Here is a 23,796-nt window from a genome sequence, read left to right on the forward strand (position 1 = left end):
CTGGCACCCGGTCCGGGCCAGGTACAAGATCGCTTCCACGATGCGACGACGCGGGTGTCTCTCCCGCCGCCCGCCCTTCGGCCCGGTCCGAGGCGGCGGCAGCAACGGCTCCACCAACACCCACTGTCGACCCGTCAGGTCCGACGGGCAACCCTCTCCGGCAACGCTCACACACCACTCGACGACCAAGCCCCAGACGAGGCACTTCAGATCTCAAACGCGCTCTGAGAGATCAGTACCGGGCCTGATGTGCGTGTGGAGGGTCATGCGGGGGCCGGTGCAGCCTCCACACGATCGCTCGGGGGATTGAACGAGGGTTGCGTCAGAACGCCCCTCAGCCCCAGAGCGCGTGCCGCCCCGCGCCGCTGTCGGGGTCGGCGCCCGGGCACACAACGCCGACGGCAGCGTCGTAGCCCTCGCCTTCCACCTCCTTACTCCTCACGAGAGCGCCTGGGCCTCGGGTAACCTCGTGGTACCGAACGCTCACGGGGGGTGGGACTGGTGGCACGACCGTCTGACTGGTCGCCGGTGGACATGGACCGGGACCCGACGCCGGGTGATCCGGACGAGGTCCGGGAGTTGGCGGAGGAGTTGGGGGAGTTCGCCGACGATGTCGGCGAGGCGTTGGGGAAGATTCGGGGCATGGCGGGTGAGCGCGCCATGCTGGACTGGGCGGGGTTGTCGGCGGACGCGTTCCGCCGGGAGTTCGACGGCGTCCCGGACAACCTGACGAAGCTGGAAGACTCCTACTCCCTGTGCAGTCAGGCCCTGCACACCTACTGGCCGAAGCTCCAGACCGCGCAGGGCATGGCCGACCGCGCCCTGGACCGGGCCGTCACCGCCCAGGCGGACCTTGCCTCCGCCCAGTCCGCGCTCGGGGACGCCACCGACTGGGTGGGGCGCGCCGGCGACGAAGCCGACCGGCTCCAACGCGAAGGCGAACGCGACGACGTCGAGCCGCCGGACGAGGCCGACGTACGTTCCGCCGCCCGCGACCAACAGGCCGCCGAGGCCGCCGCCGGCGCCGCGCGGAGCAGGGTGAACGACGCGGAGGAACGCCTCTCGGCCGCCCGCCAACTCGCCCGAGATGCCCAGGAGATGCGCGAGGAGGCGGCACGCGAGTGCGCCCGCGACATCGACGAGGCCTCCGACGCCGGTATCCAGAACCGGCGCTGGTGGGAGAAGGCCATCAAGTGGGTCACCGACAACTGGGACACCCTCGTCGAGATCTGCAAGGTCATCGTCGCCGTCCTCGGCATCGTCGTCATGATCATCGGCGGCCCCCTCGCCTGGGTGGTCCTCGCCGCCGCCCTCGTCGTCCTCGCCGACACCCTCATCAAATACGCACGCGGAGAAGCCGGACTCCTCGACGTCGCTTTTGCGGCACTCGACTGCATCCCCGGCATGAAAGGCCTGACCACCCTCGGCGGCCTCGCCCGCGGACTACGCGGCGCCGCAAGCACCGGCCTGCGCGGACTGCGCCAGGGCGCGCTCGGCCTCGGTCGGCGTACCCGTGGCGACGGTGTTCCGATGAACGGGCGCAACGCCTGCGGCGACCCCGTCGACGTCGCCACGGGTGAGCTGCTGATGTCCGCCACCGACGTCGAACTGCCCGGCATTCTGCCGCTGGTCATCGAACGCCACCACATCTCCAGCTACCGGGACGGACGCTGGTTCGGCGCCTCTTGGGCCTCCACCCTCGACCAACGCCTGGTCCTGGACGAGCACGGCGCCCGGTTCCTCACCGCCGACGGCATGACCCTGCTCTACCCGCGCCCGCTTCCCGACGAGCCCGTGTTGCCCGTCGAAGGACCACGCTGGACCCTGTCCTGGGACGGCCAGCCCGAGGCGCCGCTGAGCATCCACCAGCGGAAAACCGGCCGCACCCTCCACTTCGCCCCCACCCCCGGCCGCCCCGGCAACGAACTCCCCCTCATCGCCATCACCGACCGCAACAACAACCGCATCCAACTCGCCTACGACCACACCGGCGCCCCCACGGACCTCCACCACTCCGGCGGCTACCACCTCGGCATCACCACCACCCACGGCCGCGTCACCGCACTCCACCTGCTCAACGCCCCCGACCAACCCACCCTCCTCACCTACGGCTACGACCAAGCCGGACTACTCGCCGAAATCACCAACTCCTCCGGCCTCCCCCTGAAGTTCTCCTACGACCAGCACCACCGCATGTCCCGCTGGGAAGACCGCAACGGCTACTGGTACTCCTACGACTACGACACCCAAGGCCGCTGCGTCCACACCACCGGCACCGACCGCGCCCTGGAATACCGCTACGCCTACGACCCCGCAAACCACCGCACCATCGTCACCGACTCACTCGGCCACGACACCGTCTACCAGTTCAACGACAGCTACCAACTCACCGCCCAAACCAACCCCCTCGGCCACACCACCACCCACACCTGGGACCGCTACGACCACACCCTCACCACCACCAACCCCCTCGGCCACACCACCCACTACACATACAACGAGCACGGCGACCTCACCGCCCACACCCGCCCAGACGGGTCGCGAACGCAGTGGGAGTACAACGAGTTGGGGCTGCCGACCACAGTGAGACAGCCTGACGGCGCGGTCTGGCAGCAGACATACGACGACGCGGGCAATCGCACCACGCTCCTGGACCCTGCCAACCAGCCCACTCGCTACACCTACCATCACCACGGCGGCCTCGCCTCCATAGAGACAGCCGACGGCGCCGTCACTCGGGTCACTTGCGGCCCGACCGGTCTGACCGTCTCGGTGATCGATCCGCTGGGAGGGATGACCGGCTGTGTTCGTGACGCTTTCGGACGGGTAGCGGCAATCACCGACGCCACTGGCGGTGTCAGCCGGATCAACAGGACCGTGGAGGGACGGCCGCTCCAGCAGGTGGACCAACTGGGCAACCAGCAGCACTGGACCTGGGACGCCGAGGGAAACTGCCTGTCCCATACAGACGAGAACGGTGGAGTCACTCGCAACGAGTACGGTCCATTCGACCTGCTGACAGGCCACGTCTCTTCGGATGGCGCCCGCTATGTGTTCCATCGTGACACAGAGTTGAGAGTCGTTGCGATCGTCAACCCACTCAACGAAGTGTGGCGCTACACCTACGACCCAGCCGGCCGACTCGTGCGGGAGGAGGACTTCGATGGCCACGCCATCGACTACCGACTGGATCCTGCGGGACAACTCGTAGAACGACGCAACGCACTCGGCCAGACCGTCACGTACGCTTATGACGAGTTGGGACTCATCTCCGACAAGCAGGTCGACGGCATACGTTCCACCTTCCGCCACGACCCCCAGGGGCGTCTGGTTTATTCCGCCAATCCTGACGCGGAGCTGGTGATTGCGCGTGATGCGTTGGGCCGCGTCACGAGCGAATCGGTCAACGGACGGTCTCTGGTTCAGGAATACGACCGCCTAGGCCGACCGCTCCGCATGAGCACCCCCGGCGGCCGGGTGGCCAACTGGTCCTACGACCTCCGGGGGCTTCCCCTCGCACTCAACTCCGCCGGTGAAAGCATGGAGTTCGACTACGACCACGCAGGTCGCGAAGTAGGTCGCCGATTGGGTGCTGACTTCGGCCTCACACAGCGGTGGGATTCTGCAGGGCGCCTGGTCGGGCAACAACTCTCAACTGGAGAACGCCCCCTCCGCAACCGGACCTTCTCTTACCGTGCCGACCACTTTCTCACCTCGATCGACAACGGCGCCGAGGGTGGTGTCGCCATCGAGTTGGACGCCATCGGCAGGGTAACGGCCATGGCCGGGCCAGCCCGGACGGAACAGTACAGCTATGACGTGATGGGAAACCTGGTGCGTGCCGAGCGGGCGACCGGAGACACACCAGAAGAATTCACTTATCAAGGCACGAGAGTGAGCAGAGCCGGACGCTGCCGGTACAGCTACGACGCGGCAGGCCGCACTGTGCGCCGACAGCGGGTTCGCCTCTCGCGAAAGCCAGACAATTGGCAATATGAATGGGATGCCGAAGACCGGCTGGTGCAGACCATCAGTGCCGACGGCACACTGTGGCGATACCAATACGACCCGCTGGGCCGACGCATAGCCAAAGTACGCCTCAACGAGGAAGGGGAAGTGGCCGAGGAAATCCTCTTCGCCTGGTCAGGTACCACACTCGCAGAGCAGGCCTCGACGATGGGCCCTGAACGGGGCTCTACGCTCACCTGGCTCTACCAGGGAACGCGTCCCTTGGCTCAGATCACATCCGGGATCACATCCGGTGAGGTGATGGCAGTGGAGGCCACCCCGCAACAGGAGACCGACCAGCGGTTCCACGCTATGGTCACCGATCTGGTGGGCACGCCGACCGAGTTGGTCACGGCTGGCGGGGAGATCGTCTGGAAGAATCAGTCCTCTCTGTGGGGGTTCTCGCGGCGCAGCGTCGACTCAGAGACGATGCCGCTGCGTTTCCCCGGGCAGTACGCGGACAAGGAAACCGGCTGGCATTACAACTACCATCGCCACTACGACCCGGATACAGCTCGCTACACCACTCCCGATCCCACGGGTCTTTCTCCGGCGCCAAACCATTATGCGTACGTGCATAACCCTCATTCGTGGTGCGATCCGCTAGGCTTGGCCCCTCACCCGCCGGACAACCCGGGTGGCACCCCGCCTTCCCGCCCGCAACCGACTGGCGAGGCATTCCCGGACCGGCCGCTACCCCGAGACCGGCATGGCAACCCGCAACCTGATGTCCCGTTCCCGCACACCCAGCTTGGCCGCCGGACCGGACGCAGAGACAGCTACCCCCAAGCCCGTGAATTCGATGGTGACGGCAATCCCGTGCGAGACGTCGACTTCACAGACCACAACAGACCCGCTAATCACGAGAATCCGCACCAGCACAACTATGAACCCAACCCCACCGGCGGCACTCCCCAGCGCGGGCCTGCTGTCCCTCTGGAGTGGCCGTCATGAGCGAAAGCCTGCATATCCCGATGTGGGTCGGCAAGCGCCTCATCGGCCTTGAAGACATCCTCGCTGCCGTACCGTCGAATAACTGGGACTGGCGACTCTGGGATTTTTTTGGCACCGGTCAGGCGCCAGAAGGTCGCCCCATGGCGGAGTTCGAGCAGACGGTTGCAGAGACACCTGAAGGGTTCGGTTTCAACTGGCCGGAGCTCACGGAATTCGCGGCAGAGTTGGACCAGACCCACGACTGTCTCCTGACAGCAGCCCACGCCCACATGGGGCCCACCCCCGCCCAGGTGAGCGACAGCAACTGGGATGCCTGCCTACTGGTCATCTCGGCGGAGGACAGCACGGATTGGAGGCTCTGGGCTCGTCTCGACGCGAAGCGGAACGCGACGCTCGTATCCACCTGGCGCGGCTTGGCCCCCTGCTCCGAAGCCTGACCCGTGGCAGGTACGCGACGCGGAATCGGTGCGCATAGGCGACCGAGTTCATCACGCACGGTATCGTCCGCTTACTCCCGATCCCAACGCTCCGACGCCAGCCCTCCGCGACCAGCGCGCCCAGCAGCTCGCCGACAGGCGCGCGGCGGGTGAGAAGTGGAAGGGCACCGGAGACGGCCTTGTCTTCACCACGAAGAACGGCACCCCCATCGAGCCGCGCGACCTCAACCGCTCCTTCGAGGCCCTGTCCGCCCACGCGAGCATCCGCAAGGTGCGCTTCCACGATCTACGGCACACCTGCGCCTCGCTCCTCCACGAACAGGGAGCCGACGCCCGGACGATCATGGAAGTCCTCGGCCACAGCTCGATCCGGGTCACGATGGACGTCTACACCTTCGTCCGCCTCGACGCCCAGCGGTCGGCGTTCGACCGCGTGGGAGACGCGCTGCGGGCTGACGGCAGCGCGAGGGACGGCCGGGAGGACGGGGACGGCGGCGCGGTGCCGGCGCTCGTGTAGACCACTCTCGCGAGTGACGGTTGCCGTCAAGGCGCCGTCAACGCCCACGCGAAAGGCCCCGTCGATCACTCGACAGGGCCTCTGAGCTGGTGCGCGCTCGGCAGGATTCGAACCTGCAACCTTCTGATCCGTAGTCAGATGCTCTATCCGTTAAGCTACGAGCGCTTGGCGGTGGGCTGGGGCCCGTTCCGACGAGGGATACGTTACAGGATCGGGGGCCCGGGGGCGAAATCGTTCTGGGGTGGGGGGCTGACCTGGGGAAACGGCGTCGGCCCCGGTCCTTGGGGACCGAGGCCGACGGGTGATGTCGCGGCGGAGGCTCCGGGATTTGAACCCGGGATGGGGGGTTACCCCAAACCGCATTAGCAGTGCGGCGCCATAGACCAGACTAGGCGAAGCCTCCTGGCACCACGGCCGATAGCCGGGTGCGAGGAAATGATGCCACAGCCCGAACGGCCGCAGCCAATCGGTTGCCAGCCTAGGTGCTCCGATCGCGTGCGTCGAGTTGCGCAACGTGTGGCGTCCCGGAGCGTTAGCAGTGCGGAGCACGCGTTACCCGGGTGCCCCACGCAGCCCATGCCCGCACTCGACGCCTACAGGAGCGTTCCCATGTCGCGCAGGACTCTCGCCTCTCTCGCCCTGGTCACCGCCTCGGTCGCCGCCGCCTTCTCGGCCTCCGGGCCCGCCGCGGCCCGTTCCGTCGAGGCCCCGGGGGCCGACCGGCTGGTGATCTCGGTCTCCGGAGCCGGCGAGGCGGACGGCACCTTCGAGCTGACGTGCGCGCCCGCGGGCGGCACCCACCCGCGGGCGGGCGACGCCTGCGGGCGGCTGGCCGAGCTGGACGCCCCGTTCGCCTCCGTGGAGGAGGGGACGGTCTGCACGTTCCTGTACGGCGGCCCCGCCACGGCCCGCGTTACGGGACAGTGGAGGGGGGAGCGGGTGGACGCCGAGTTCAACAGGGACAACGGCTGCGAGATCAGCAGGTGGGACCGGTTGGTCCCGGTGCTGCCCGGGTTGGACTCGGGCACGGCCTGAGGGCCGCTTTCCCGGGCCCCTCCGCGCGGGTTGCGCCTGGCCGTAGACTCCCTCTATCGACACGCACGGCTTACGTGCACCTGGAAAACGTGGGTCAAGGGAGGAACCGACGTCGTGAGCAGCAGGCCAGCGAGGGGCGCTGCTCGCCTCGCCGCCATACTCGACGCGCTGCCTGACGCGCTGTTGCTGGTGAACGGCAACGGCACAGTCGTCAACGCCAACGCCATCGCCATCGAGACCCTTGAGGTCCCGGGGGCGCCGCTGATCGGTCGCGGACTGCTGGACATCGTGCCCGACTTCGACCCGCGCAGAATCCCGGGCTCCATGCGGCGCCCGGAGGAGGACCCCAGCGTCAGAACGAAGCCCACGCGGATGGTCGCCCGCCGCACCGACGGCTCGGAGCTCCAGGTCGAGGTGACCAGCGCGGGCCTCAACTCGCAGCGCACACCTTACGCTTCGGCGATCGAGGCGGCTTTCGCCGACGACCACGCGGGCGGCGAGGAGCTGTTGGTACTGGTGGTACGCGACCTCACCGGCACGCTGGACACCGAGGCCGAACTGGTCAGGCAGCAGCGGCAGACCGAGATGATCCTGCGCGCCGCGTCCGAGGGCGTGGTCGGCGTGGACACGGCGGGCCGGATCGTTCTGGTGAACCCGGCAGCCGCGCAGATCCTGGGGCACCGGGCGAGCCAGCTCGGGGGGCAGCTGCTCCACCCGTTGGCGCACCACTCGCGGGCGGACGGCACGCCGTTGGCCTTCGAGGAGACCCCGCTCCACGACACGTTGATCTCCGGCCGGAAGCACCGGGTGCGCGGTCAGGTGCTGTGGACCAGCGACGGCCGTCCCGTTCCGGTGAACATGACGACGGCACCGGTGCGCGACGGCGACCAGCTGGTGGGCGCGGTGCTCACCTTCCTGGACCGCCGCCCGTACGACTCGCTGGCCGCGCGGCACGCGCAGCTCCAGTCGGTGTTGCGGGACGGGCTGCGCGGGCCGTTGGACCAGTTGCGCGGCGAGTTGACGGCGTTGGCCTCGGATCCGGCCGGGCAGCTGTGGCCCGAGGCCAACCAGGTGCTGCACCATCTGGCCGCCGGCTACGCGCGGATGACCACGCTGGTGGACAACGTGCTGGGCTACCAACGGCTGGACGAGGGCCGGGAGAAGCTGGCGCTGAAGCGGGTCTCGTTGGACACCGTGGTGGCCGCCGGAGTCGAGGGCGCGACCGAGCTGATCGGGCCGGGGCGCGCGCAGTTCGCGGTGCACGCTCCCCCGATCGAGGCCGAGGTCGATCCCGAACGCATGGCGCAGGCTCTGGCACATCTGATCGCGGATGTGGCCGGAGTGGACGCGACCGGTCAGGCTCCGACGGCGACGGTCGGCGACTCCACGATCGTGGTCGCGGCAGCCCAGCGGGGCGAGGTGGTGCGGATCGAGGTCCGCGGCCCCTACTCCGGCGGGAATCCGGTGCACGAGCCGATCGTGCGCGGCATCGTTCGGCAGCACGGCGGCGTGCTCCAGACCCATGAGGTGCCGGGGCAGGGCGGCGCCTCGGCGTTCGTGCTGGAGGTGCCGCTGGCGGCCGGCGGCGGCAAGGCCCCGCTGGCGACGCCGGTCGGGAGCCGGGACGCCAGCGGCGACACCACGGTGATGCCGGTACCGGCGGAGCCCGCGCGCGGCACCGAGCAGTCGCCGCCGAGCAGTGGCGGTGACGGAAGCGGAAGCGGCGCCGGGCCGAACGGGAACGGCGCCGCGCAGGCGCCGGCCCGGCGGCCGGCCGCCGCCATCGAGCCGGTGCAGGACACCGGCTCAGGGCGCCGCCGCCGGCGCGCGGCCGACCAGTCCACGCCCCCCGGCACCCCGATGCCGGTGAACGACCAGTCGACGCCGCCGGAGGGCACCGGCGTCGACGACGGCGGGAACGGCACGCACGGCAACGGTTCGGGCGGGAACGGTTCGAGCGGGAACGGCCGGCGCCGTCGCGCCCTCGCCCCCGCCGACGACCCGTCGGCGGCGGCGCAGTTGGCGCCGGCCGCCGAGTCCGCGCCGCAGCCGACCGGGCGGCGGCGCAGGGCGCTGCCGCCGCGCGGCGGCGAGGCGGAGGCGGCGGGCGGGCCGCTCGCCCTCGGCGCGGGCACTTCCGCCGGGGCCGAGCAGGGCGAGGCGGTGCCCGTTCCGCAGGCGATGCCGGCCCAGCAGGGGATGCCCGTCCAGCCGGGCACGCCCGTCGCGCAGGGAACGCCCGTCGATCCGGGGACGCCCGTTCCGGGGGGACAGCAGCCCGGGCCCCAGGGGGCGCAGCCGGTCGACGGCCGGCCCGCCTTGCCGACGCGCGGCGTGCCCGCGCCGGCCGGACCGGCGCCGACCTCCTACGACCTGCCCGCGCCCGTTCCGCCAGGTCAGCCCGTTCCGCAGGGGCAGCCCGTTCCGCCAGGTCAGCCCGTTCCGCAGGGGCAGCAGGTTCCGCAGGGGCAGGCGGTCGTGCCGGCGCAGATGCCGCCCGGGCAGCCGGAGTTCGAGCAGCCGGAGTTCGAGCAGGTGGCCGCCGGGCAGGAGACGCCGGCGCACGGCCATGTCGCGCAGGAGGCTGCCGCCGGCCCCCAGGACCAGGGCGAGCAGGCGCCGCCGCCGGAGCAGGGGGCGGCGGCCGAGGAGCCGGCGCCAGTGGAGCACTCGGTGGTCGCGGCCAGCCCGATCCTCGACGGCAGCATGGCGCCGGCGCCCGCGCCCCAGCGCCCGCGCGCGTTGCCCATGCCGGGCAGCGAGCGCGCGCGCCCCGAGCAGCACGCCCCCGGCGTGAGCGTGCAGACGCTCGGGCAGGGCGTTCCGGTGCCGCCGCAGGTCAGGGCCATCGGCCCGCAGCAGGCGCCGGAGGCTCCGGGGCAGGCGCAGCAGCCGGCCGTTCCGGCGCAGCCCGTTCCGCAGACGCCGACCCGGCGGCGCAAGCTCGCGGCGCCGCCGTCGGACGACGACCCCCGTCTCAACCGCCCGGCGCCCGCCGGCGCGGCGCCTGCGCCGCCCGCGCCGGCGGAGGCGCAGGACCGGGGGCGCGAGTACACGATCGGCGCGCCTGCGGCCGGCACGGCCGAGGGGCCGGAGCCGTTGGACGGCCCGAACGGCGCGGTCGAGGTGACCGAGGCCCAGGGCGAGCACGGCGGCGGTGCGCTGCGTCAGCAGGGGCCGGCGGACGACGAGTTGCCGCCGGAGCCGTTGGACAACCCGCGCCGGCTGCTGGTCTGGCCGGAGCCGGACGTCTCCACGCAGCAGGCGTTGACCGACCGGGGCTACCGGCCGGTGATCGTCCACTCGCGGGAGGAGGTCGACGCGCAGATCGCCGCCTATCCGGCCGCGCTCTTCGTCGACCCGCTGACCGGGCCGATCACCAGGACGGCGCTCCAGTCGTTGCGGGCCGCGGCCGTCGCGGCCGAGGTGCCGGTGCTGGTGACGGCGGGGTTGGGGCAGGCCAGCCGGGAGGCGGCCTACGGCGCCGACCCGGCGGTGCTGCTGAAGGCGTTGGCGCCGAGGGACAGCGAGCAGCATCCGCCCAGGGTGCTGCTGGTGGAGGAACGGCAGGTGATCGCCGACGCGTTGGCGGCCTCGCTGGAGCGGCGCGGGATGCAGTCGGCGCACGCGTCGTCGGACGCGGCGGCGATGGAGCTGGCGGCCCAACTGCGGCCGAACCTGGTGGTGATGGACCTGCACCAGGTGCGCAGGCGGCGGGCCGGCATCATCGACTGGCTGCGGGTCAACGACCTGCTGAACCGCACCCCGTTCGTGGTGTACACGGCGGCCGACATGGATCCGGCGCAGCTGCCGCAGCTGGCCTCGGGGGAGACGGTGCTCTTCCTCGCCGAGCGTTCGACGCAGCCGGAGGTGCAGGCCAAGATCGTGGACCTGCTGACGAAGATCGGCGCGCACTGACGCCACGAGCCAGGCGACGAAGCGGACGAAGCGAGGGAACCGCGACGGAACGGGCTGGCGGGCTGAGCGGGCGGGCCGGGCTTGGCCGCGCGGAACGCGGACGGCGCGCGCTGACGGCGCTGACGGGCGCGAGCCCGCGGGCGGCGACCACCGTGCCGACGGGTGTCGGCCTCGGTGGTCGCGCTCAGGCGGCCATGACGCGGTCGTCGGCGCGGTCGTCGACGCGGTCGTCCCGGCGGGCGGTCACGGCGCGGCCGGTGAGCGTCTCGGGCGCGTCGGGCCGGGTGACCGCGGCCAGCTCGCCGTCCTCGCGGAGCTTGGCGAGGGCGCGGGAGACGGCCGACTTCACGGTGCCGACGGAGACGCCGAGCAGCTCGGCGGTGGCGGCCTCGCTCATGTCCTCGTAGTACCTCAGGACGACCATGGCCCGTTGGCGGTCGGGGAGGCGGAGCACCGCCTGCCACATCGCGTCCCGCACGGCCTGCTGCTCCGCCGGGTCGGGCGCCGGCAGCGGGTCGGGCTCGGGAAGCTCGTCGACCGCGTACTCGTCGACGCGGCGCTTGCGCCACTGGGAGGTGCGCGTGTTGACCAGGGCACGCCGGACATAGCCGTCCAGCGCCCGGTGGTCCTCGATCCGTTCCCAGGCCAGATAGGTCTTGGTGAGCGCCGTCTGGAGCAGGTCCTCGGCGTCGTTGGGGTTGGAGGTGAGCGAACGGGCGGTGCGCAGCAGCACCGGGCCACGGGCCCGCACATAGGAGGTGAACGTCAGCGGCGACACCGGCTGGACTGTCCTGGGCGTGGTCATGTCCTACAAACTAGGAGACATCGCCCGCCAGCGGATCGGCCCCAGGTCGCGATGATGTCTCCCCCCCAGGGTGTAGAAGTGGGGCTGGCTCCACCTCCCCAGGGTGGAGGGGACCTCCTCCCGACCCTCAGGGCGGCTCAGGGATTCACCTGATGCCATCGGGGGGTTGGCGCTCGGGGTTCCTCGTCCCGAGGGAACCCGTCCGGAACGCCTGCGGAACGCACGACGAACGCGCGGACGCACCATGCGGTGCGTCCGCGCGCTGAGTGGTCCCGACCGGTCGGCGACGGCGCACCCCGGACGCCGTCGCCCCCACCGGCGGGGCGGCTCACCCGCGGCCGGGAAGGGCCGCCGGTCCGGAGGGAGGACGCTGGGAGGGCGCCCTCCCCCGGGGAGGCTCAGAAGACGTCGAACAGCAGGGTGTAGTACGTGTTGTCGGACTGGTCGACGACGGTGACCCCCGACCCGATGACGTTCGCCGTGTTGCTCTCGTTGCTCGCGCCCAGACCGGCCGCCGCCTGCTGGGTGTCCGAGTAGTTGCCGGTGTTGTCGTCACCGACCCCGCTCGCGACGCTGCCGGCGATCGCGTTGTCGTCGGCGGCGAGGGCGACGCCGCTGGCGGCGCCGAGCAGCAGGGGCGCGGCGGCGAGGCTGACGAGAACGCGGGCGGTGCGGATGCATGCCATCTGGTTCCTCCATGGGACGTGTCGAGGTGCTCTGGCACGGCAGTTGGCCTGACTGCCGAAGACGGTCGCGATGTCGTGAGACCAGAGTTGCCCAACGGGTTTCCGGAGGAACCGGGTTCGCGGCGGTATTCCCCCGCAGGAGGGAGGAGCCGGGACGAAACGTTCCGGCGGAGGGGGTCACGTCTTCGAACGACGGACGGCGGACGCGGAACGGTGGCCGGCGGACGGGGAACGGCGGACGCGGGACGGTGGCCGGCGAGCGGGGAGCGGCGGACGCGGAACGGCTGGCGGCGAACGGCTGGCGCCGGAAGGCAGGCGGCGGCGGGGCCGCGCGGGCGGGTCAGCCGGCGGCGGTCAGTTCCTCGATGCGCTCGGCGAAGTCAGCGGCCGGAAGGGGCAGTTCGATCTCGTCGACGAAGTGCACGGCGTCCGGCAGGTAGTGGATGACGGCGGAAGCCGCCTCCGTGAGGTAGTCCTCGCCGCGGTACAGCAGGGCGAGAACGCGCAGGACCAGTCCTGGGCTGCTGCCGTCGGGCAGCTCGTCCTCGGCGGGGTGCGGGTGGTGGGCGGGGTCGGCCTGGCGGTGCCACAGCTCGGCCTCCCACTCCTCCCCGAGGGTGAGGTGGTGCAGGTAGAGGCAGTAGGCGGCGGCGCCGTCGCCCGCGCCGGCGGCGAACTGCCACCAGAAGCGGGCCGAGTCCTCCTGCCCGGCCAGCTGGAGGGCGCATCCGAGCACCCGCGCGCCGTCCGGCTGGGGGATGCGCCGGCCGAGAAAGGCGGCCATGTGCTGAAGCGCGCCGTTCTGCTCGACCACGGTGCGACAGAGGATCTCCAGCAGCGAACGCGCCTCGGCGTCGCCGGAGACACAGGCCCCCGCGGGAAGCTTGGCGAGCAGGGCGCGGTCGGCCTCGTGGTCGCCGCGCGGGCAGGCGTCGAGATTGACGGCGATCCGCCGCTCGGCCTCCTCGATCTCCTGCTGGCTGTAGGTGTGGGGCCTACGGGCCAGCACGGCGCGGGCGAGCAACTGCTCGATGGTGACCGTCATCGCTACCCGACCTCCTCCCGCGCGCTCACTCGCCGACGTCCGAGGGCTCGATCCCCAGGGTCTCCTTCAGCCGGTGCCTGGCGTAGCGCGCCGTGGAGCGCACACCGGGAACCGTCAGTCCCAGGATGTCAGACGCGTCCTCGGTGCTGTAGCCGAGGCAGTAGCGCAGCACGATCACGTCGTGCTGCCGCTCGGGCAGCTCGCTGATCGCCTGGTAGAGGCTGAGGCTCTCCTCCAACTCGCCTATGGGGTCGAGCGCGTTGTGCAGCGCCTCGGTCTCGAACGCGGCCGTGTCCATCACCACCGGACGACGGCCCCTGGCCTTGGCGGCCTCGACGGTGCGGTGCTTGAGGACGGCCCAGGCGTAGCCGGCGGGGCTGTCGACGCGCAGCGCCTCGGCCCAGTCGGCGGCCAGCTGCTCGAACGCGTGGTCCACCGTCTCCTCGGCGTGCTCCCTGTTGCCCAGGTAGAGCTCGGCCCAGCGCACATAGGCGGGCCGGTACATCTGGTGGAAGGCGCGGAAGTCCGCCGGCAGCGGGGCGAGGGGCGCCACGGCGACGCGTCGAGGGGTGGGTACGGCCTCGGTCATCGGTGGCTCCTCTCGGCGCGTCGGTGACGTCGGGCCGTCCGTCGGTGCGCCGGCACCCCACCGGACGGGCCTGCCTGAGGAGCGAGCGATGCGTTCACGGACCTCCGGGTCCTCTCGTCGTTGTGTCGGGGAGAACCGAGGCGGCGCCCCCGAGAAGCGCCAGCGTGCGCCCCTTGGGCGAAGTGCGTCGGCCACCGGTCGGCGGGGCCTCGCCGTCGTGCGAAGGACCGTCCGCCGCGACAACGGGGCGGACGACCGTCGATCCGGACGCTCCGCTTCGTCCCGAAGCGGGACCAGAGCCTCGAACCGTCTACCCGAACGCAAAGGAGGCTAGCGGTCCCCGCCCCGGGCTGCCAACCTCAAAGCGCCACGACCCACGTGGGATCGGTCACCACCGGGTCGGCGCGTGAACTCCCCCGGCGCACGCGGGTGTTACTCGGAAGCCGGGGGGACGCGGGGGCGGCGAGGGCGGGCGGCCCTCGCTCGGGCCGCCCCCTCGGCGTCGCTGTCGCTGGCCACTGCGGAGGCTGTGGGATTTGAACCCACGGTGAGGGGTTACCTCACGACGGTTTTCAAGACCGTTCCCTTCGGCCGCTCGGGCAAGCCTCCCGGAGCGCCGGTCGCCCGGCGCACTCGGACAGCCTAGCGGTTTGTCACTGCTCTCCCACGCGTTCGCCCAGGACGATCGTGGTCGTCTGCTCCTGGCCGTCGCGCTCGTAGGTCACCTCCACCGACTCGCCCGGCTGGTAGGTCCAGATCTGGCTGATCAACGTCGGTCCGCTGTCGATCACGCGGTCGCCGAAGCCGGTGATCACGTCGCCCGGCTGGAGGCCGGCCTCGGCGGCGGGGCCGCCGGGGGTGACCGGCTCGCTGCCGTCGCCGGTGGCGTCGACGATCTTGGCGCCGCTGCCGTCCGCCTCGCTGTTGTCCACCGAGGCGCCGATGATCGGGTAGACCGCCTCGCCCTGCTCCATCAGGTCCTCGGCGACGCGGGTGGCCTGGTTGATCGGGATGGCGAAGCCGAGGCCGACGCTGCCGGCCTCCCCGCCGAGGCCGCCCGTGGTGGAGCGGATCGCCGAGTTGACCCCGATGACCTCGCCGTTGCCGTTGAGCAGGGGACCGCCCGAATTCCCCGGGTTGATCGAGGCGTCGGTCTGGAGGGCGTTCATGTAGGAGGCGTTGGCGCCCTGGCCGTCGCTGGAGGCGACCGGCCGGTCCAGCGCGCTGAGGATGCCGGTGGTGACCGTGCCGGAGAGGCCGAAGGGGGCGCCGATCGCGATCGTCGAGTCGCCGACGACGACCTGGTCCGAGTCGCCCATGGGCAGCGGGGTCAGCTCGCGGTCCCCGGCGTCGACCAGCCGCATCACGGCGACGTCGTAGCCCTCGGCGCGGCCGACGACCTCCGCCTCGTAGCTCTCGCCGTCGGAGAAGGTGACGGAGACGTCGCCGCCGTCGGCGGCGGCGGCCACCACGTGGTTGTTGGTCATGATGTGGCCCTGGTCGTCGTAGACGAAGCCGGTGCCGCCGGCGGACTCCGCGCCGTTGCCCGCCTCGATCGTGACCACGCTCAGCAGCGCCGTCTCCGCTATCCCGGCGACGGAGTCGGGCTCCCTGGGCGGGGCGTCGCCGCCGCTGCTGGCGGGCTGCGAGGTCTCGTCGCCCGCCGTCTCGTCGGCGACCCAGTAGCCGACGCCGCCGCCCACGCCGCCCGCGACCAGGGTGGCCACGACGACGCCGATCAGCAGGCCGTTCCTCCGGCGCTTGGGCTCGGGGGGCGGCGGGGGGAAGGCCCAGGAGCCGGTGGCCGGGGGCGGCGGGGCGTAGCCGGGGTCGGGGGAGGGGATGCCGGCGCCCTCGGTGCTCGCCGTCGCGGCGGGCGGCGGGGCCGCGGCGAACTGGCCGGTCGCCGCCGGGGTCTGCGGCGGAGGGGGGCCAGCCGCGGAGGGGGTGGCGACCGGGGGGCTCCCGGCCGGCGGCCGGGGAGGGGCGGGCGGGGCCGCGGGCCGCTCTCCCACCGACCTGGCCACCTGCTCCGGCGCACCGTCCGCCGGCCCGTCCGGCCTGCCGGGACCTTCGTGCTCGGTGCTCACTGCACACACTCCTTGGGCGTCATCTCGTACGCGGACGGCTGCTTCGGGCAGCCTGTGTCCCGCAGTCTTGCCCATGCCCTGTCAGACGGGCGTAAACGACTGTGCGTCCATTTCAGCGCCTCTTTCTACGTCGATTGCGATCGAAGGCGATCACATCCGGCCCAGTTTTGGGGCTCTTGTCGACCATCGCCGACCGCTGTGCGAACGCCGCCCGCCGGCAGTCGAACGGCCGCGAGGGCGCGTCCCGCCGTGCTCCGTTCGTGGCACCATGGCGCGGGTGACCGCCCGTGACCGCATCGCCGTCATCGCCCACCGGGGAGCGTCCGAGGACGCCCCCGAGCACAGCCTCGCCGCCTACCGCCGCGCGATCGAGGACGGCGCGGACGGGCTGGAGTGCGACGTCAGACTGACCGCCGACGGCCATCTGGTCTGTGTCCACGACCGCCGGGTCAACCGGACGTCCAACGGGCGCGGCGCCGTCTCGGCGCTGGAGCTGGCCGAACTGGCCGAGCTGGACTTCGCCGCCGGCCGGCCGCCGGGCGGCGGCCGGGACGGGGGCGAGGCGCCGGACACGGTCGACCCGGAGCGCAGCGCGGTGCTCACGCTGGAACGGCTGCTGGAGCTGGTGGCCTCGGCCGAGCGGCCGGTGGACCTGGCGATCGAGACCAAGCACCCCACCCGCTGGGCGGGGCAGGTGGAGGAACGGCTGCTGGCGCTCCTGGCCCGGCGGCCGGTGCCGGGCGAGGTGCGGGTGATGAGCTTCTCCGCGCGCTCGCTGCACCGGGTGCGGCGTGCGGCGCCCGAGCTGCCCACCGTCTTCCTGATGCACTTCGCGCTGCCGCGCCACCGCGGCGGCCGGCTGCCCGCCGGGGTCGCGGTCGCGGGACCGAGCGTGCGGATGCTGCGCCGTGACCCGGGATACGTCGCGCGGGCCAGGGCGGCGGGCCATTCCGTTCACGTGTGGACCGTTGATCGTCCCGAAGACGTCGAACTATGTGCGGAGTTGGGCGTAGACGCGATCATCACCAATCGTCCGCGGACCGTTCGGGAACAGCTCGCCCAACTCCGCTGACGCGCGAAGGACCCAGGCCCCCCACGGGGTCCACATCGCGCACACCGTGGAACGCCACGCAACATCTCGGAACGCCCGCGAACATCACGCATCATGCGAGCAACATCGCGAAACATCGGACAACAACGGGCGACAGCAAACAACGTCAGGTAACGCCAAGAGGCGTCAGGGAACGCTCGCTCCCCACCTCGGACACCACACATGTTGATCCGCGTTGATCCCGGATTCTCACCCCGTGTGGCCCGACGCATTCGCTTCGTATCCGATCATTACGAGTACGTCAACGGATGTCACATGCCCGGTTTCCGGCGTGTTCTCACAGGGCATCGATCCTGTGGCGTGGGGCAAAAGGAGGTTCCGGGGGTGGCGTTCGTGGTCACACAGCAAGTGCCAAGGACGTCGTCAATGGCGGTGCTCCATGGCCCGACCGGCGTGGGTGTCGCACGACGACGATTGCGATCTGAATTGCGCGAGAATGGCGCCGAGGAAACGATCATCGATGATGCGATGTTGATCCTTTCCGAACTCCTCAGCAATTCCTACCGACATGCACGCCCGTTGGACGACGGGCAGTCGATCAGGGCGGGATGGTGCCAGGAGTCCGACGGCTCGGTCACCATCTCGGTCACCGACGGCGGCGGCCCCACCAGGCCCCGGCTCAGCTCCCCCTCCGTGACGGCCAGGGGCGGTCGGGGGCTCACGATCATCACCTCGCTCTGCCGTTCCTGGGGCGTGCGCGAGTCCGGCGCCGGCTCCGCCGTCACCGTCTGGGCGGTCCTCGCGGCGCCGGGAAGCTAGGCTCGCCGGACGACCAGAGCCCAACGCACGCAGGAGAGCCGTCCGTCATGGCGAAGAAGCGCCGTCAACACCCCCAGAACGCCGCCGCGACCAGGCCCGGAGCCACCTCGGGAGAAGTCCCCGCGGTGGGCGCGCGCGAGCCCTGCCCCTGCGGCTCGGGCCGTCGCTACAAGGCGTGCCACGGCCGGGCCGCGGCGCAGGCGGCGACCGAGCTGGTCCGCCGCCCCTTCGAGGGCCTGCCGGGCGAGTGCGACTGGGTCGCGCTGCGCGAGTTGGTGCCGGCGGCGACCGCGCCGCTCACCCTGAAGGACGGGCTGCCGGCCGACGTGCCGTCCGTCACCCTGGGCACGGTGCTGCCGATGGCCTGGCCCGCGCTGCGCCGCGACGACGGCTCGGTGCTGCTGGCCATCCAGAACGACACGGCCACCGGTGACCTCAGCAGGGACCTGGCCGACGTGCTCGGCCGCGCGCTGACCACCGAGCCGGGGAACCCGGTCCCGGCCGGCCGCACCGACCCCGAGGGGCCGCGCCTCCAGGACCTGCTGGACCTGGGCGCGCCCTTCGTTCCCGAGGTGCGCGAGGGCTTCGAGTTCTGGCTGGACGACGCGCGGGCCGCGACCCCGGACGTCGCCGCCTCGCTGGAGCGCGCCAACGAGGCCGCCACCCCGACCGCCCGGCTGACCGGCGTCGACGCGGCCTACTGGTGCGAGACCCCGGAGCGCAACCACCTGCGCTGGGTCATGGCGCACCCGGAGGACGCGCTGCTGGACGCGTTGGCCAGGCTGCACGCGGCCGGCGCCTCGTCGCTGGGCGAGGAGACGCGGCTGGTGGGCTCGTTCCGCGCGCACGGGCTGACCGTTCCGGTGTGGGACCTGCCGCGCGGGATGGGCGCTGAGGAGTGCGAGAAGCCGGCGACCGCCTTCGGCGAGCGGCTGGCGGAGGCGCTGGCCTCGGAAACGCCGCTCTCGGCCGCCGAACGGCGGGCGCGCAGCGGGCTCACCAACCGTCAGATCACCCTGAACTGACGCGCGAGCCCGCCCCCGCGCGAGTGATTCCAGTCACAACTCGCCGAGGAATTCGCGAGTTAGGCCCGGGGGCCGCCATCGCGGGATTTGCGAATCCCCGATGACTTGTTACCTTTTCAAGTGGGCCCGGTCGCTGGTGCATCCCCCGTCGCCAGCGATCGGGTCCTTTTGCTGCCCGGAGCCGCCGTCCCCCGCGGCCCGCTCGCGGCTCAGTAGGTCAGCCGGCTGCCCTGGTCGGGTGCCCCGCGACCGGCCGCCACCAGCACGTCGATCAGCTCGGCGATCCCCGGCAGCGAACCCTCCGCGGCACCGACCGGCGCCGGCTCGCGCACCCAGGCCACCGGCCCCCTGCCCAAGGCCGACGGCGGCAGCGGCAGATAGCCGCCCTCGCCGTGGAACCGCACCGAGCTGGGCACCTCGTCCCGCGCGTGCAGCAGCTCGCCCAGCTCGGGCAGCGCGTAGGGCCGCACCAGCAGCGCCCAGCGCGTCGGCGCCGCCACCACGGGGCCGCCGCCGAGCCCCTCGGCGTCCAACGCGGCCAGCGCGCCGGGCCCCGCGACGGCGGGCAGGCTCACCGCGCACGGGGCGCCTCCCCCGGTGGCCAGCAGAATCGGGGCGCCGGGCCTGGCCGTCCAGCGCCAGCGCGTCATGCGGGAGTCGCCGGTGGCCGCCAGCAGCTCGGGATCGACCGGGTGGGCACCCGGCACCGGGCAGTCGCGGCGCGCGCAGCGGCAGCTCCCGTCGGGCGCGGAGCCCACGCCGGGCAGCACCGGCCAGCCGCGGGCGGCGCAGTCGAGAGCCGCGTCGCGCAGGGCCGGGCCCAGGTCGGCCCAACGGGCGTCGCCGCCCAGGCCGTTGTCGTCTTCGTTGGTGCGTCGCTCTCCGAGGATCTCGCGCATCAGCGCCCGTTCCCTTCCTTCGCGGGTCACATTGGCCTCACGTGGAACTCAGATCACCGTACGTAGCGGGTCGCGCTGGCGAACCGGCGGCGGGCCATCGCCCTGGCCGCCTTCTTCCGGTAGGACGTCGGAACGGGACGAGCAGTTCCGATATGTACCCAGTATGCACCCGCGTCGTTCAACCCGACGTCCGAGGTGGGTGGCCTCAGTGGACCCCGCGCCGGATCATGTGCCCGCCTTTTTTCGCCAATCTCCGCCACTTCTCGCCAAACCGATCACGGCTCGGCCTGTCGCGCACCGAACGCCGGTGACACCTGGGCATCATCCGACGCGGCAGGACACCCCAGGACACCACGTCCGCCGCGTGCCCCGGGCCAGGCCCTTCGACCGGACGGCCACGGGGACCGGCGGCCGGCGGCGCCACACGCGCCCCGACGAAAGCCCTCGCACATGAGCACCCCACCCTCGTGGACGTCACCGAAAGTGGCCGGAATCCACCGCCCGTTCCCCCCGGTGTCGCACACTCCCACGCCCCCGTCCAGGAACACCGGCCCCGCCGGCCCCGGGCGTCCCCCCGACACCGCCGAGGTCCGGCTCGCGGGGTGGATCTCCGACCTCACCGTCCTCCAGGAGCTCACCGAGCGTATCGGGCGCACCAGCACGCTCCGTGAGGCAGTCGAGGAGACGTTGCGCGCCGGCGCACGACTCCTGGGCGCGCGCCGAGGACTGCTCGCCCTGCGCGGGCCGCACGAGACGGGCCGGCCGCCGGGCGCCGAGCGGCTGATCGGCCTCGGCCTGGAACGCGCCGAGCTGGGCCAGTGGGAGACGGTCCCCCGCGCCTCCGCATGCCACACCCGGCTGATCGACGACGAGGAACCCCTCCGTGAGATCGGCCACCCCGACCTCGCCACCGCCGACGGGCTGCACCCGCGCCACCGCGCGGTGGCGGCCGGTACCGGCTGCGCCGCCAGCTACGCGCTGCCGCTCACCACCGAGGCGGGCGACCCGTTCGGCGCCGCGCTCTGGCTCTTCGACCGGCCCGGCCAGCCGGAGTCGCGCCAACGGCGGCTGCTCGCCCGCTATCTGCGGCACGCCGCCGGGCACATCGCCGGCCGCCGGGAGCTGGCCCACGCGCGCGAGGCGCTGGCCGTGGTGCGGGACGGCCTGCTGCCGGCGCGGCTGCCCAGGGTCGCCGGGGTCACGCTGGCCGCGCGACAGCGGACGGCGCCGCGCGGCGGCCCGGCCTGCTGGGACGTGCTGCCGCTGCCGGACGGCGGGCTCGGCCTCGCCGTCGGCGCCGCCTCGGAGGCGGGACCGGCCGCGCTCGCGGCCATGGGGCGGCTGCGGGCCGGGCTGCGGGCGTACGCGGTGATGGAGGGCGAGGACCCGGTGGCCGTGCTGTCCGACCTGGAGCTGCTGCTCCGGCTGACCGAACCGGGCCGGCCGGCCACCGCGCTCTTCGGCTACGCCGAACCGGCCACCCGCCGGCTCGTTCTCGCCTCCGCCGGCCACCCGCCGCCGCTGGTGCTCGGGGAGGGGCACGCGACGTACGCGGAGACGGCGCTCTCCGCGCCGCTGAACATGCTGAGCTGCTGGGAGGCGCCCAGCGTCGAGCTGGAACTCGCACCCGGTGAAACGGTCCTGCTGTACACGGAGGGGTTGCTGCGCCGGGTCGGCGGGCCGCTGGACCGCGCGTTCGCCGGGCTGCGGACGGCGGCGCTCTCCGCGCCGGCCGCGGCCCGGGCGGACCCGGAGGCGCTGCTGGACCATCTGTTGCGTGCGTTGCCCGGGGGCGGGGGCGCTCAGGCCGCGGGGGCCTCGGGGGTGGGGGCCTCGGGGGTGGCGGGGGACACGGTGTTGTTGGCGGCGCGGTTCGATTGAGGTGGGGCGGGTGGGGTGGGGGCGGGGTTCGGTGCGTTGCCGGGTGCGGGTGTGTGGGGGTTGCTCGCGCAGTTTCCCGCGCCCCTGGGGTGGGCGTCGGCGCGGGCGCGTTGGCGGGTGCGGGTGCCCGCGCCCCTGGGGTGGGCGTGGGCTTGGGTACGTGGGCGGGTGCGGGTGTGCGTCGGGGTTGCTCGCGCAGTTCCCCCCGCCCCTGGGGTGGGCGTCGGCGCGGGTGCGTTGGTGGATGGGGGCCGCTGAACTGGGCCGGGAAGGCGCTGTCGCTGCCGAGGTCACCGTCCTACGATGGAAATCGGCCAGGTACTGGAGCAGCGTGAGCGCGGCGCGGGGCGCCGTGGAGGAGGCCCGAGGTGGCGGAAGAGCAGGCGGCGACGGCGGAGTCGGCGGCCGAGGAGTCCGGGAAGAAGACGGAGACCGCGGCCAAGGCGCGGAAGAACGGCGTCGCCAGGGGCGTCTCCGACGAGCTGGCCGAGAACATGAAGCAGGGCTGGGCCGACACCGAGCGCACCGACCTCGCCCCCGTCCCGCAGGCCGAGCAGACCGCCGCCCGTCGGGCCGCGCTGTCGGCGCGGTTCCCCGGCGAACGGCTGGTCGTCCCGGCCGGGCGGCTCAAGACGCGCTCGAACGACACCGACTACCCGTTCCGCGCCGGCGTCGAGTACGTGTACCTCACCGGTGACCAGACCGAGGACGGGGTGCTCGTCCTGGAGCCCACCGGCGACAGCGGGCACCGGGCCACCCTCTATCTGCTGCCGCGTTCCGACCGGGAGAACGGCGAGTTCTGGCTGAGCGGCCAGGGTGAGCTGTGGGTCGGCCGGCGCACCAGCCTCAGCGAGGCCGAGCGGCTGTACGGCGTGGCGGTCGCCGACGTGCGCACCGTCACGGAGGTGCTGGGCGAGGCGAAGGGGCCGGTGCGGCAGGTGCGCGGGCACGACTCCGGCGTGGAGGCGGCGCTGACCGACAAGGTCACCGCCGAGCGGGACGAGGAGCTGCGGGTCTTTCTCTCGGAGATGCGCCTGGTCAAGGACGACTTCGAGATCGCCGAGCTGCGCCACGCCTGCGCGGCGACGGCGCGCGGCTTCGAGGACGTGGTGCGGGTGCTGGACCGCGCCCAGGCGACCTCGGAGCGGTACATCGAGGGCACCTTCTTCCTGCGCGCCCGCGTGGAGGGGAACGACGTCGGCTACGGCTCCATCTGCGCGGCCGGACCGCACGCCACCACGCTGCACTGGGTGCGCAACGACGGCGCGGTGCGCGACGGCGACCTGCTGCTGCTGGACGCCGGCGTGGAGACCAACGAGCTGTACACGGCGGACATCACGCGCACGCTGCCGATCAACGGCCGGTTCTCGGACCTCCAGCGGAAGATCTACGACGCGGTCTACGCGGCCCAGGAGGCGGGTATCGCCGCCGTGCGGCCGGGCGCCAAGTACCGGGACTTCCACGAGGCGGCCCAGCGGGTGCTGACCGAGCGGCTGGTGGAGTGGGGGCTGGTCGAGGGGCCGGTGGAGCGCGTTCTGGAGCTGGGGCTCCAGCGCCGTTGGACGCTGCACGGCACCGGCCACATGCTGGGCCTGGACGTGCACGACTGCGCCGCGGCCCGCAGGGAGAGCTACGCCGACGGCACCCTGGAGCCCGGCATGTGCCTGACCGTCGAGCCGGGCCTCTACTTCCAGCTGGACGACCTGACCGTGCCGGAGGAGTACCGGGGCATCGGGGTCAGGATCGAGGACGACATCCTGGTCACCGAGGACGGCAACGTGAACCTGTCGGCGACGCTGCCCCGCACGTCGGACGACGTCGAGGCGTGGATGGCCGAGCTGCGCGGATGAGCGGCGCGGGCGGCGCCGACGAGCCGTGGGGTTGAGCGAGACCCACCCAAGACAACCCGCAGGTGTCAAGAGGGCCATTTGGGGTACAGCCTGGGAACACGGACGCGCGGGTACGCGTTGACCGAGTCAGCACCCCCTGGAAGGAGAGCTCGTGTCCGCCCAATCGACGGACCCTGACGGGCATAGT

At 72.2% G+C, this 23,796-nt stretch carries 17 protein-coding genes and 3 tRNA genes; 10 read left to right on the forward strand and 10 right to left on the reverse strand.

The window, feature by feature from the left end; all coding sequences use genetic code 11:
* On the reverse strand, nucleotides 1-171 hold a 171-nt coding region (locus FH715_RS28665), incomplete at its 3' end, for a transposase (RefSeq protein WP_425472779.1).
* Between the two features lie 321 nt (nucleotides 172-492).
* Here FH715_RS28665 and FH715_RS27080 point away from each other — a divergent pair.
* The 3 genes from FH715_RS27080 to FH715_RS27090 are packed head-to-tail and all read left to right on the forward strand — an operon-like array spanning nucleotide 493 to nucleotide 5,916.
* Nucleotides 493-4,962, forward strand: a complete 4,470-nt coding sequence (locus FH715_RS27080; RefSeq protein ID WP_139649985.1) for a DUF6531 domain-containing protein — start codon at nucleotides 493-495, stop codon at nucleotides 4,960-4,962.
* Nucleotides 4,959-5,399, forward strand: coding sequence for a hypothetical protein (locus tag FH715_RS27085; RefSeq protein ID WP_139649987.1), 441 nt, complete (start codon nucleotides 4,959-4,961; stop codon nucleotides 5,397-5,399). The genes FH715_RS27080 and FH715_RS27085 overlap by 4 nt, the downstream gene beginning before the upstream one ends.
* Before the next feature lie 28 nt (nucleotides 5,400-5,427).
* Nucleotides 5,428-5,916, forward strand: coding sequence for a tyrosine-type recombinase/integrase (locus FH715_RS27090; protein ID WP_246109009.1), 489 nt, complete (start codon nucleotides 5,428-5,430; stop codon nucleotides 5,914-5,916).
* Between the two features lie 92 nt (nucleotides 5,917-6,008).
* On the opposite strand, the gene FH715_RS27095 is transcribed toward FH715_RS27090, so the two are convergent.
* Nucleotides 6,009-6,081 (reverse strand) — tRNA-Arg (locus FH715_RS27095).
* 148 nt (nucleotides 6,082-6,229) lie between these two features.
* A tRNA-Ser gene (locus FH715_RS27100) sits at nucleotides 6,230-6,319 on the reverse strand.
* Between the two features lie 206 nt (nucleotides 6,320-6,525).
* Here FH715_RS27100 and FH715_RS27105 point away from each other — a divergent pair.
* Both FH715_RS27105 and FH715_RS27110 read left to right on the forward strand, forming a co-directional pair.
* On the forward strand, nucleotides 6,526-6,951 hold the full coding sequence (locus FH715_RS27105) for an SSI family serine proteinase inhibitor (RefSeq protein WP_139649989.1): 426 nt from the start codon (nucleotides 6,526-6,528) through the stop codon (nucleotides 6,949-6,951).
* Nucleotides 6,952-7,065: 114 nt separating this feature from the next.
* Complete coding sequence (locus FH715_RS27110; protein ID WP_139649991.1) at nucleotides 7,066-10,869, forward strand: PAS domain-containing protein; 3,804 nt, start codon at nucleotides 7,066-7,068, stop codon at nucleotides 10,867-10,869.
* 184 nt (nucleotides 10,870-11,053) lie between these two features.
* Here the strand turns inward: FH715_RS27110 and FH715_RS27115 are convergent, their stop codons facing one another.
* The 6 genes from FH715_RS27115 to FH715_RS27140 form a co-directional block, all read right to left on the reverse strand.
* Nucleotides 11,054-11,674, reverse strand: a complete 621-nt coding sequence (locus tag FH715_RS27115; protein ID WP_139649993.1) for a SigE family RNA polymerase sigma factor — start codon at nucleotides 11,672-11,674, stop codon at nucleotides 11,054-11,056.
* 398 nt (nucleotides 11,675-12,072) lie between these two features.
* On the reverse strand, nucleotides 12,073-12,360 hold the full coding sequence (locus tag FH715_RS27120; RefSeq protein WP_139649995.1) for a hypothetical protein: 288 nt from the start codon (nucleotides 12,358-12,360) through the stop codon (nucleotides 12,073-12,075).
* Between the two features lie 340 nt (nucleotides 12,361-12,700).
* A complete protein-coding gene (locus tag FH715_RS27125; protein WP_139649997.1) occupies nucleotides 12,701-13,405 on the reverse strand; it encodes a hypothetical protein in 705 nt (234 codons plus the stop codon).
* A gap of 25 nt (nucleotides 13,406-13,430) precedes the next feature.
* Nucleotides 13,431-13,994 carry a sigma-70 family RNA polymerase sigma factor gene (locus tag FH715_RS27130; protein WP_139649999.1) on the reverse strand — a complete coding sequence of 188 codons (564 nt, stop codon included), beginning with the start codon at nucleotides 13,992-13,994 and terminating at the stop codon, nucleotides 13,431-13,433.
* Nucleotides 13,995-14,515: 521 nt separating this feature from the next.
* Nucleotides 14,516-14,603 (reverse strand) — tRNA-Ser (locus FH715_RS27135).
* 44 nt (nucleotides 14,604-14,647) lie between these two features.
* Complete coding sequence (locus FH715_RS27140; RefSeq protein WP_246109010.1) at nucleotides 14,648-16,084, reverse strand: S1C family serine protease; 1,437 nt, start codon at nucleotides 16,082-16,084, stop codon at nucleotides 14,648-14,650.
* 277 nt (nucleotides 16,085-16,361) lie between these two features.
* Here FH715_RS27140 and FH715_RS27145 point away from each other — a divergent pair, with 277 nt between their 5' ends.
* The 3 genes from FH715_RS27145 (at nucleotide 16,362) to FH715_RS27155 (ending at nucleotide 18,979) form a co-directional block, all read left to right on the forward strand.
* On the forward strand, nucleotides 16,362-17,156 hold the full coding sequence (locus FH715_RS27145; protein WP_246109011.1) for a glycerophosphodiester phosphodiesterase family protein: 795 nt from the start codon (nucleotides 16,362-16,364) through the stop codon (nucleotides 17,154-17,156).
* A gap of 405 nt (nucleotides 17,157-17,561) precedes the next feature.
* Nucleotides 17,562-17,954, forward strand: coding sequence for an ATP-binding protein (locus tag FH715_RS27150; protein ID WP_246109012.1), 393 nt, complete (start codon nucleotides 17,562-17,564; stop codon nucleotides 17,952-17,954).
* Between the two features lie 47 nt (nucleotides 17,955-18,001).
* Entirely contained in the window at nucleotides 18,002-18,979 is a 978-nt protein-coding gene (locus FH715_RS27155) for a DUF5926 family protein (protein WP_139650006.1), read from the forward strand.
* Nucleotides 18,980-19,188: 209 nt separating this feature from the next.
* On the opposite strand, the gene FH715_RS27160 is transcribed toward FH715_RS27155, so the two are convergent.
* Entirely contained in the window at nucleotides 19,189-19,878 is a 690-nt protein-coding gene (locus FH715_RS27160) for a bifunctional DNA primase/polymerase (protein ID WP_139650031.1), read from the reverse strand.
* Between the two features lie 513 nt (nucleotides 19,879-20,391).
* On the opposite strand from FH715_RS27160, the gene FH715_RS27165 reads away from it, so the two are divergent.
* Together FH715_RS27165 and FH715_RS27170 are read left to right on the forward strand one after the other, a co-directional pair.
* On the forward strand, nucleotides 20,392-21,759 hold the full coding sequence (locus FH715_RS27165) for a PP2C family protein-serine/threonine phosphatase (RefSeq protein ID WP_246109013.1): 1,368 nt from the start codon (nucleotides 20,392-20,394) through the stop codon (nucleotides 21,757-21,759).
* A gap of 368 nt (nucleotides 21,760-22,127) precedes the next feature.
* On the forward strand, nucleotides 22,128-23,609 hold the full coding sequence (locus tag FH715_RS27170) for an aminopeptidase P family protein (RefSeq protein ID WP_139650010.1): 1,482 nt from the start codon (nucleotides 22,128-22,130) through the stop codon (nucleotides 23,607-23,609).
* Nucleotides 23,610-23,796: the final 187 nt, after the last annotated feature.

The sequence above is a fragment of the Streptomyces sedi genome, from assembly GCF_006335015.1.
In the GTDB taxonomy this organism is placed as follows: domain Bacteria; phylum Actinomycetota; class Actinomycetes; order Streptomycetales; family Streptomycetaceae; genus Streptomyces; species Streptomyces sedi.

Bases quoted from the DNA above. Each gene is read 5' to 3' on its own strand.
- FH715_RS27130 (WP_139649999.1), bottom strand. From the start codon at position 13,994: ATGACCGAGGCCGTACCCACCCCTCGACGCGTCGCCGTGGCGCCCCTC.
- FH715_RS27160 (WP_139650031.1), bottom strand. From the start codon at position 19,878: ATGCGCGAGATCCTCGGAGAGCGACGCACCAACGAAGACGACAACGGC.
- FH715_RS27125 (WP_139649997.1), bottom strand. From the start codon at position 13,405: ATGACGGTCACCATCGAGCAGTTGCTCGCCCGCGCCGTGCTGGCCCGT.
- FH715_RS27105 (WP_139649989.1), top strand. From the start codon at position 6,526: ATGTCGCGCAGGACTCTCGCCTCTCTCGCCCTGGTCACCGCCTCGGTC.
- FH715_RS27155 (WP_139650006.1), top strand. From the start codon at position 18,002: ATGGCGAAGAAGCGCCGTCAACACCCCCAGAACGCCGCCGCGACCAGG.
- FH715_RS27150 (WP_246109012.1), top strand. From the start codon at position 17,562: ATGGCGGTGCTCCATGGCCCGACCGGCGTGGGTGTCGCACGACGACGA.
- FH715_RS27115 (WP_139649993.1), bottom strand. From the start codon at position 11,674: ATGACCACGCCCAGGACAGTCCAGCCGGTGTCGCCGCTGACGTTCACC.
- FH715_RS27120 (WP_139649995.1), bottom strand. From the start codon at position 12,360: ATGGCATGCATCCGCACCGCCCGCGTTCTCGTCAGCCTCGCCGCCGCG.
- FH715_RS27085 (WP_139649987.1), top strand. From the start codon at position 4,959: ATGAGCGAAAGCCTGCATATCCCGATGTGGGTCGGCAAGCGCCTCATC.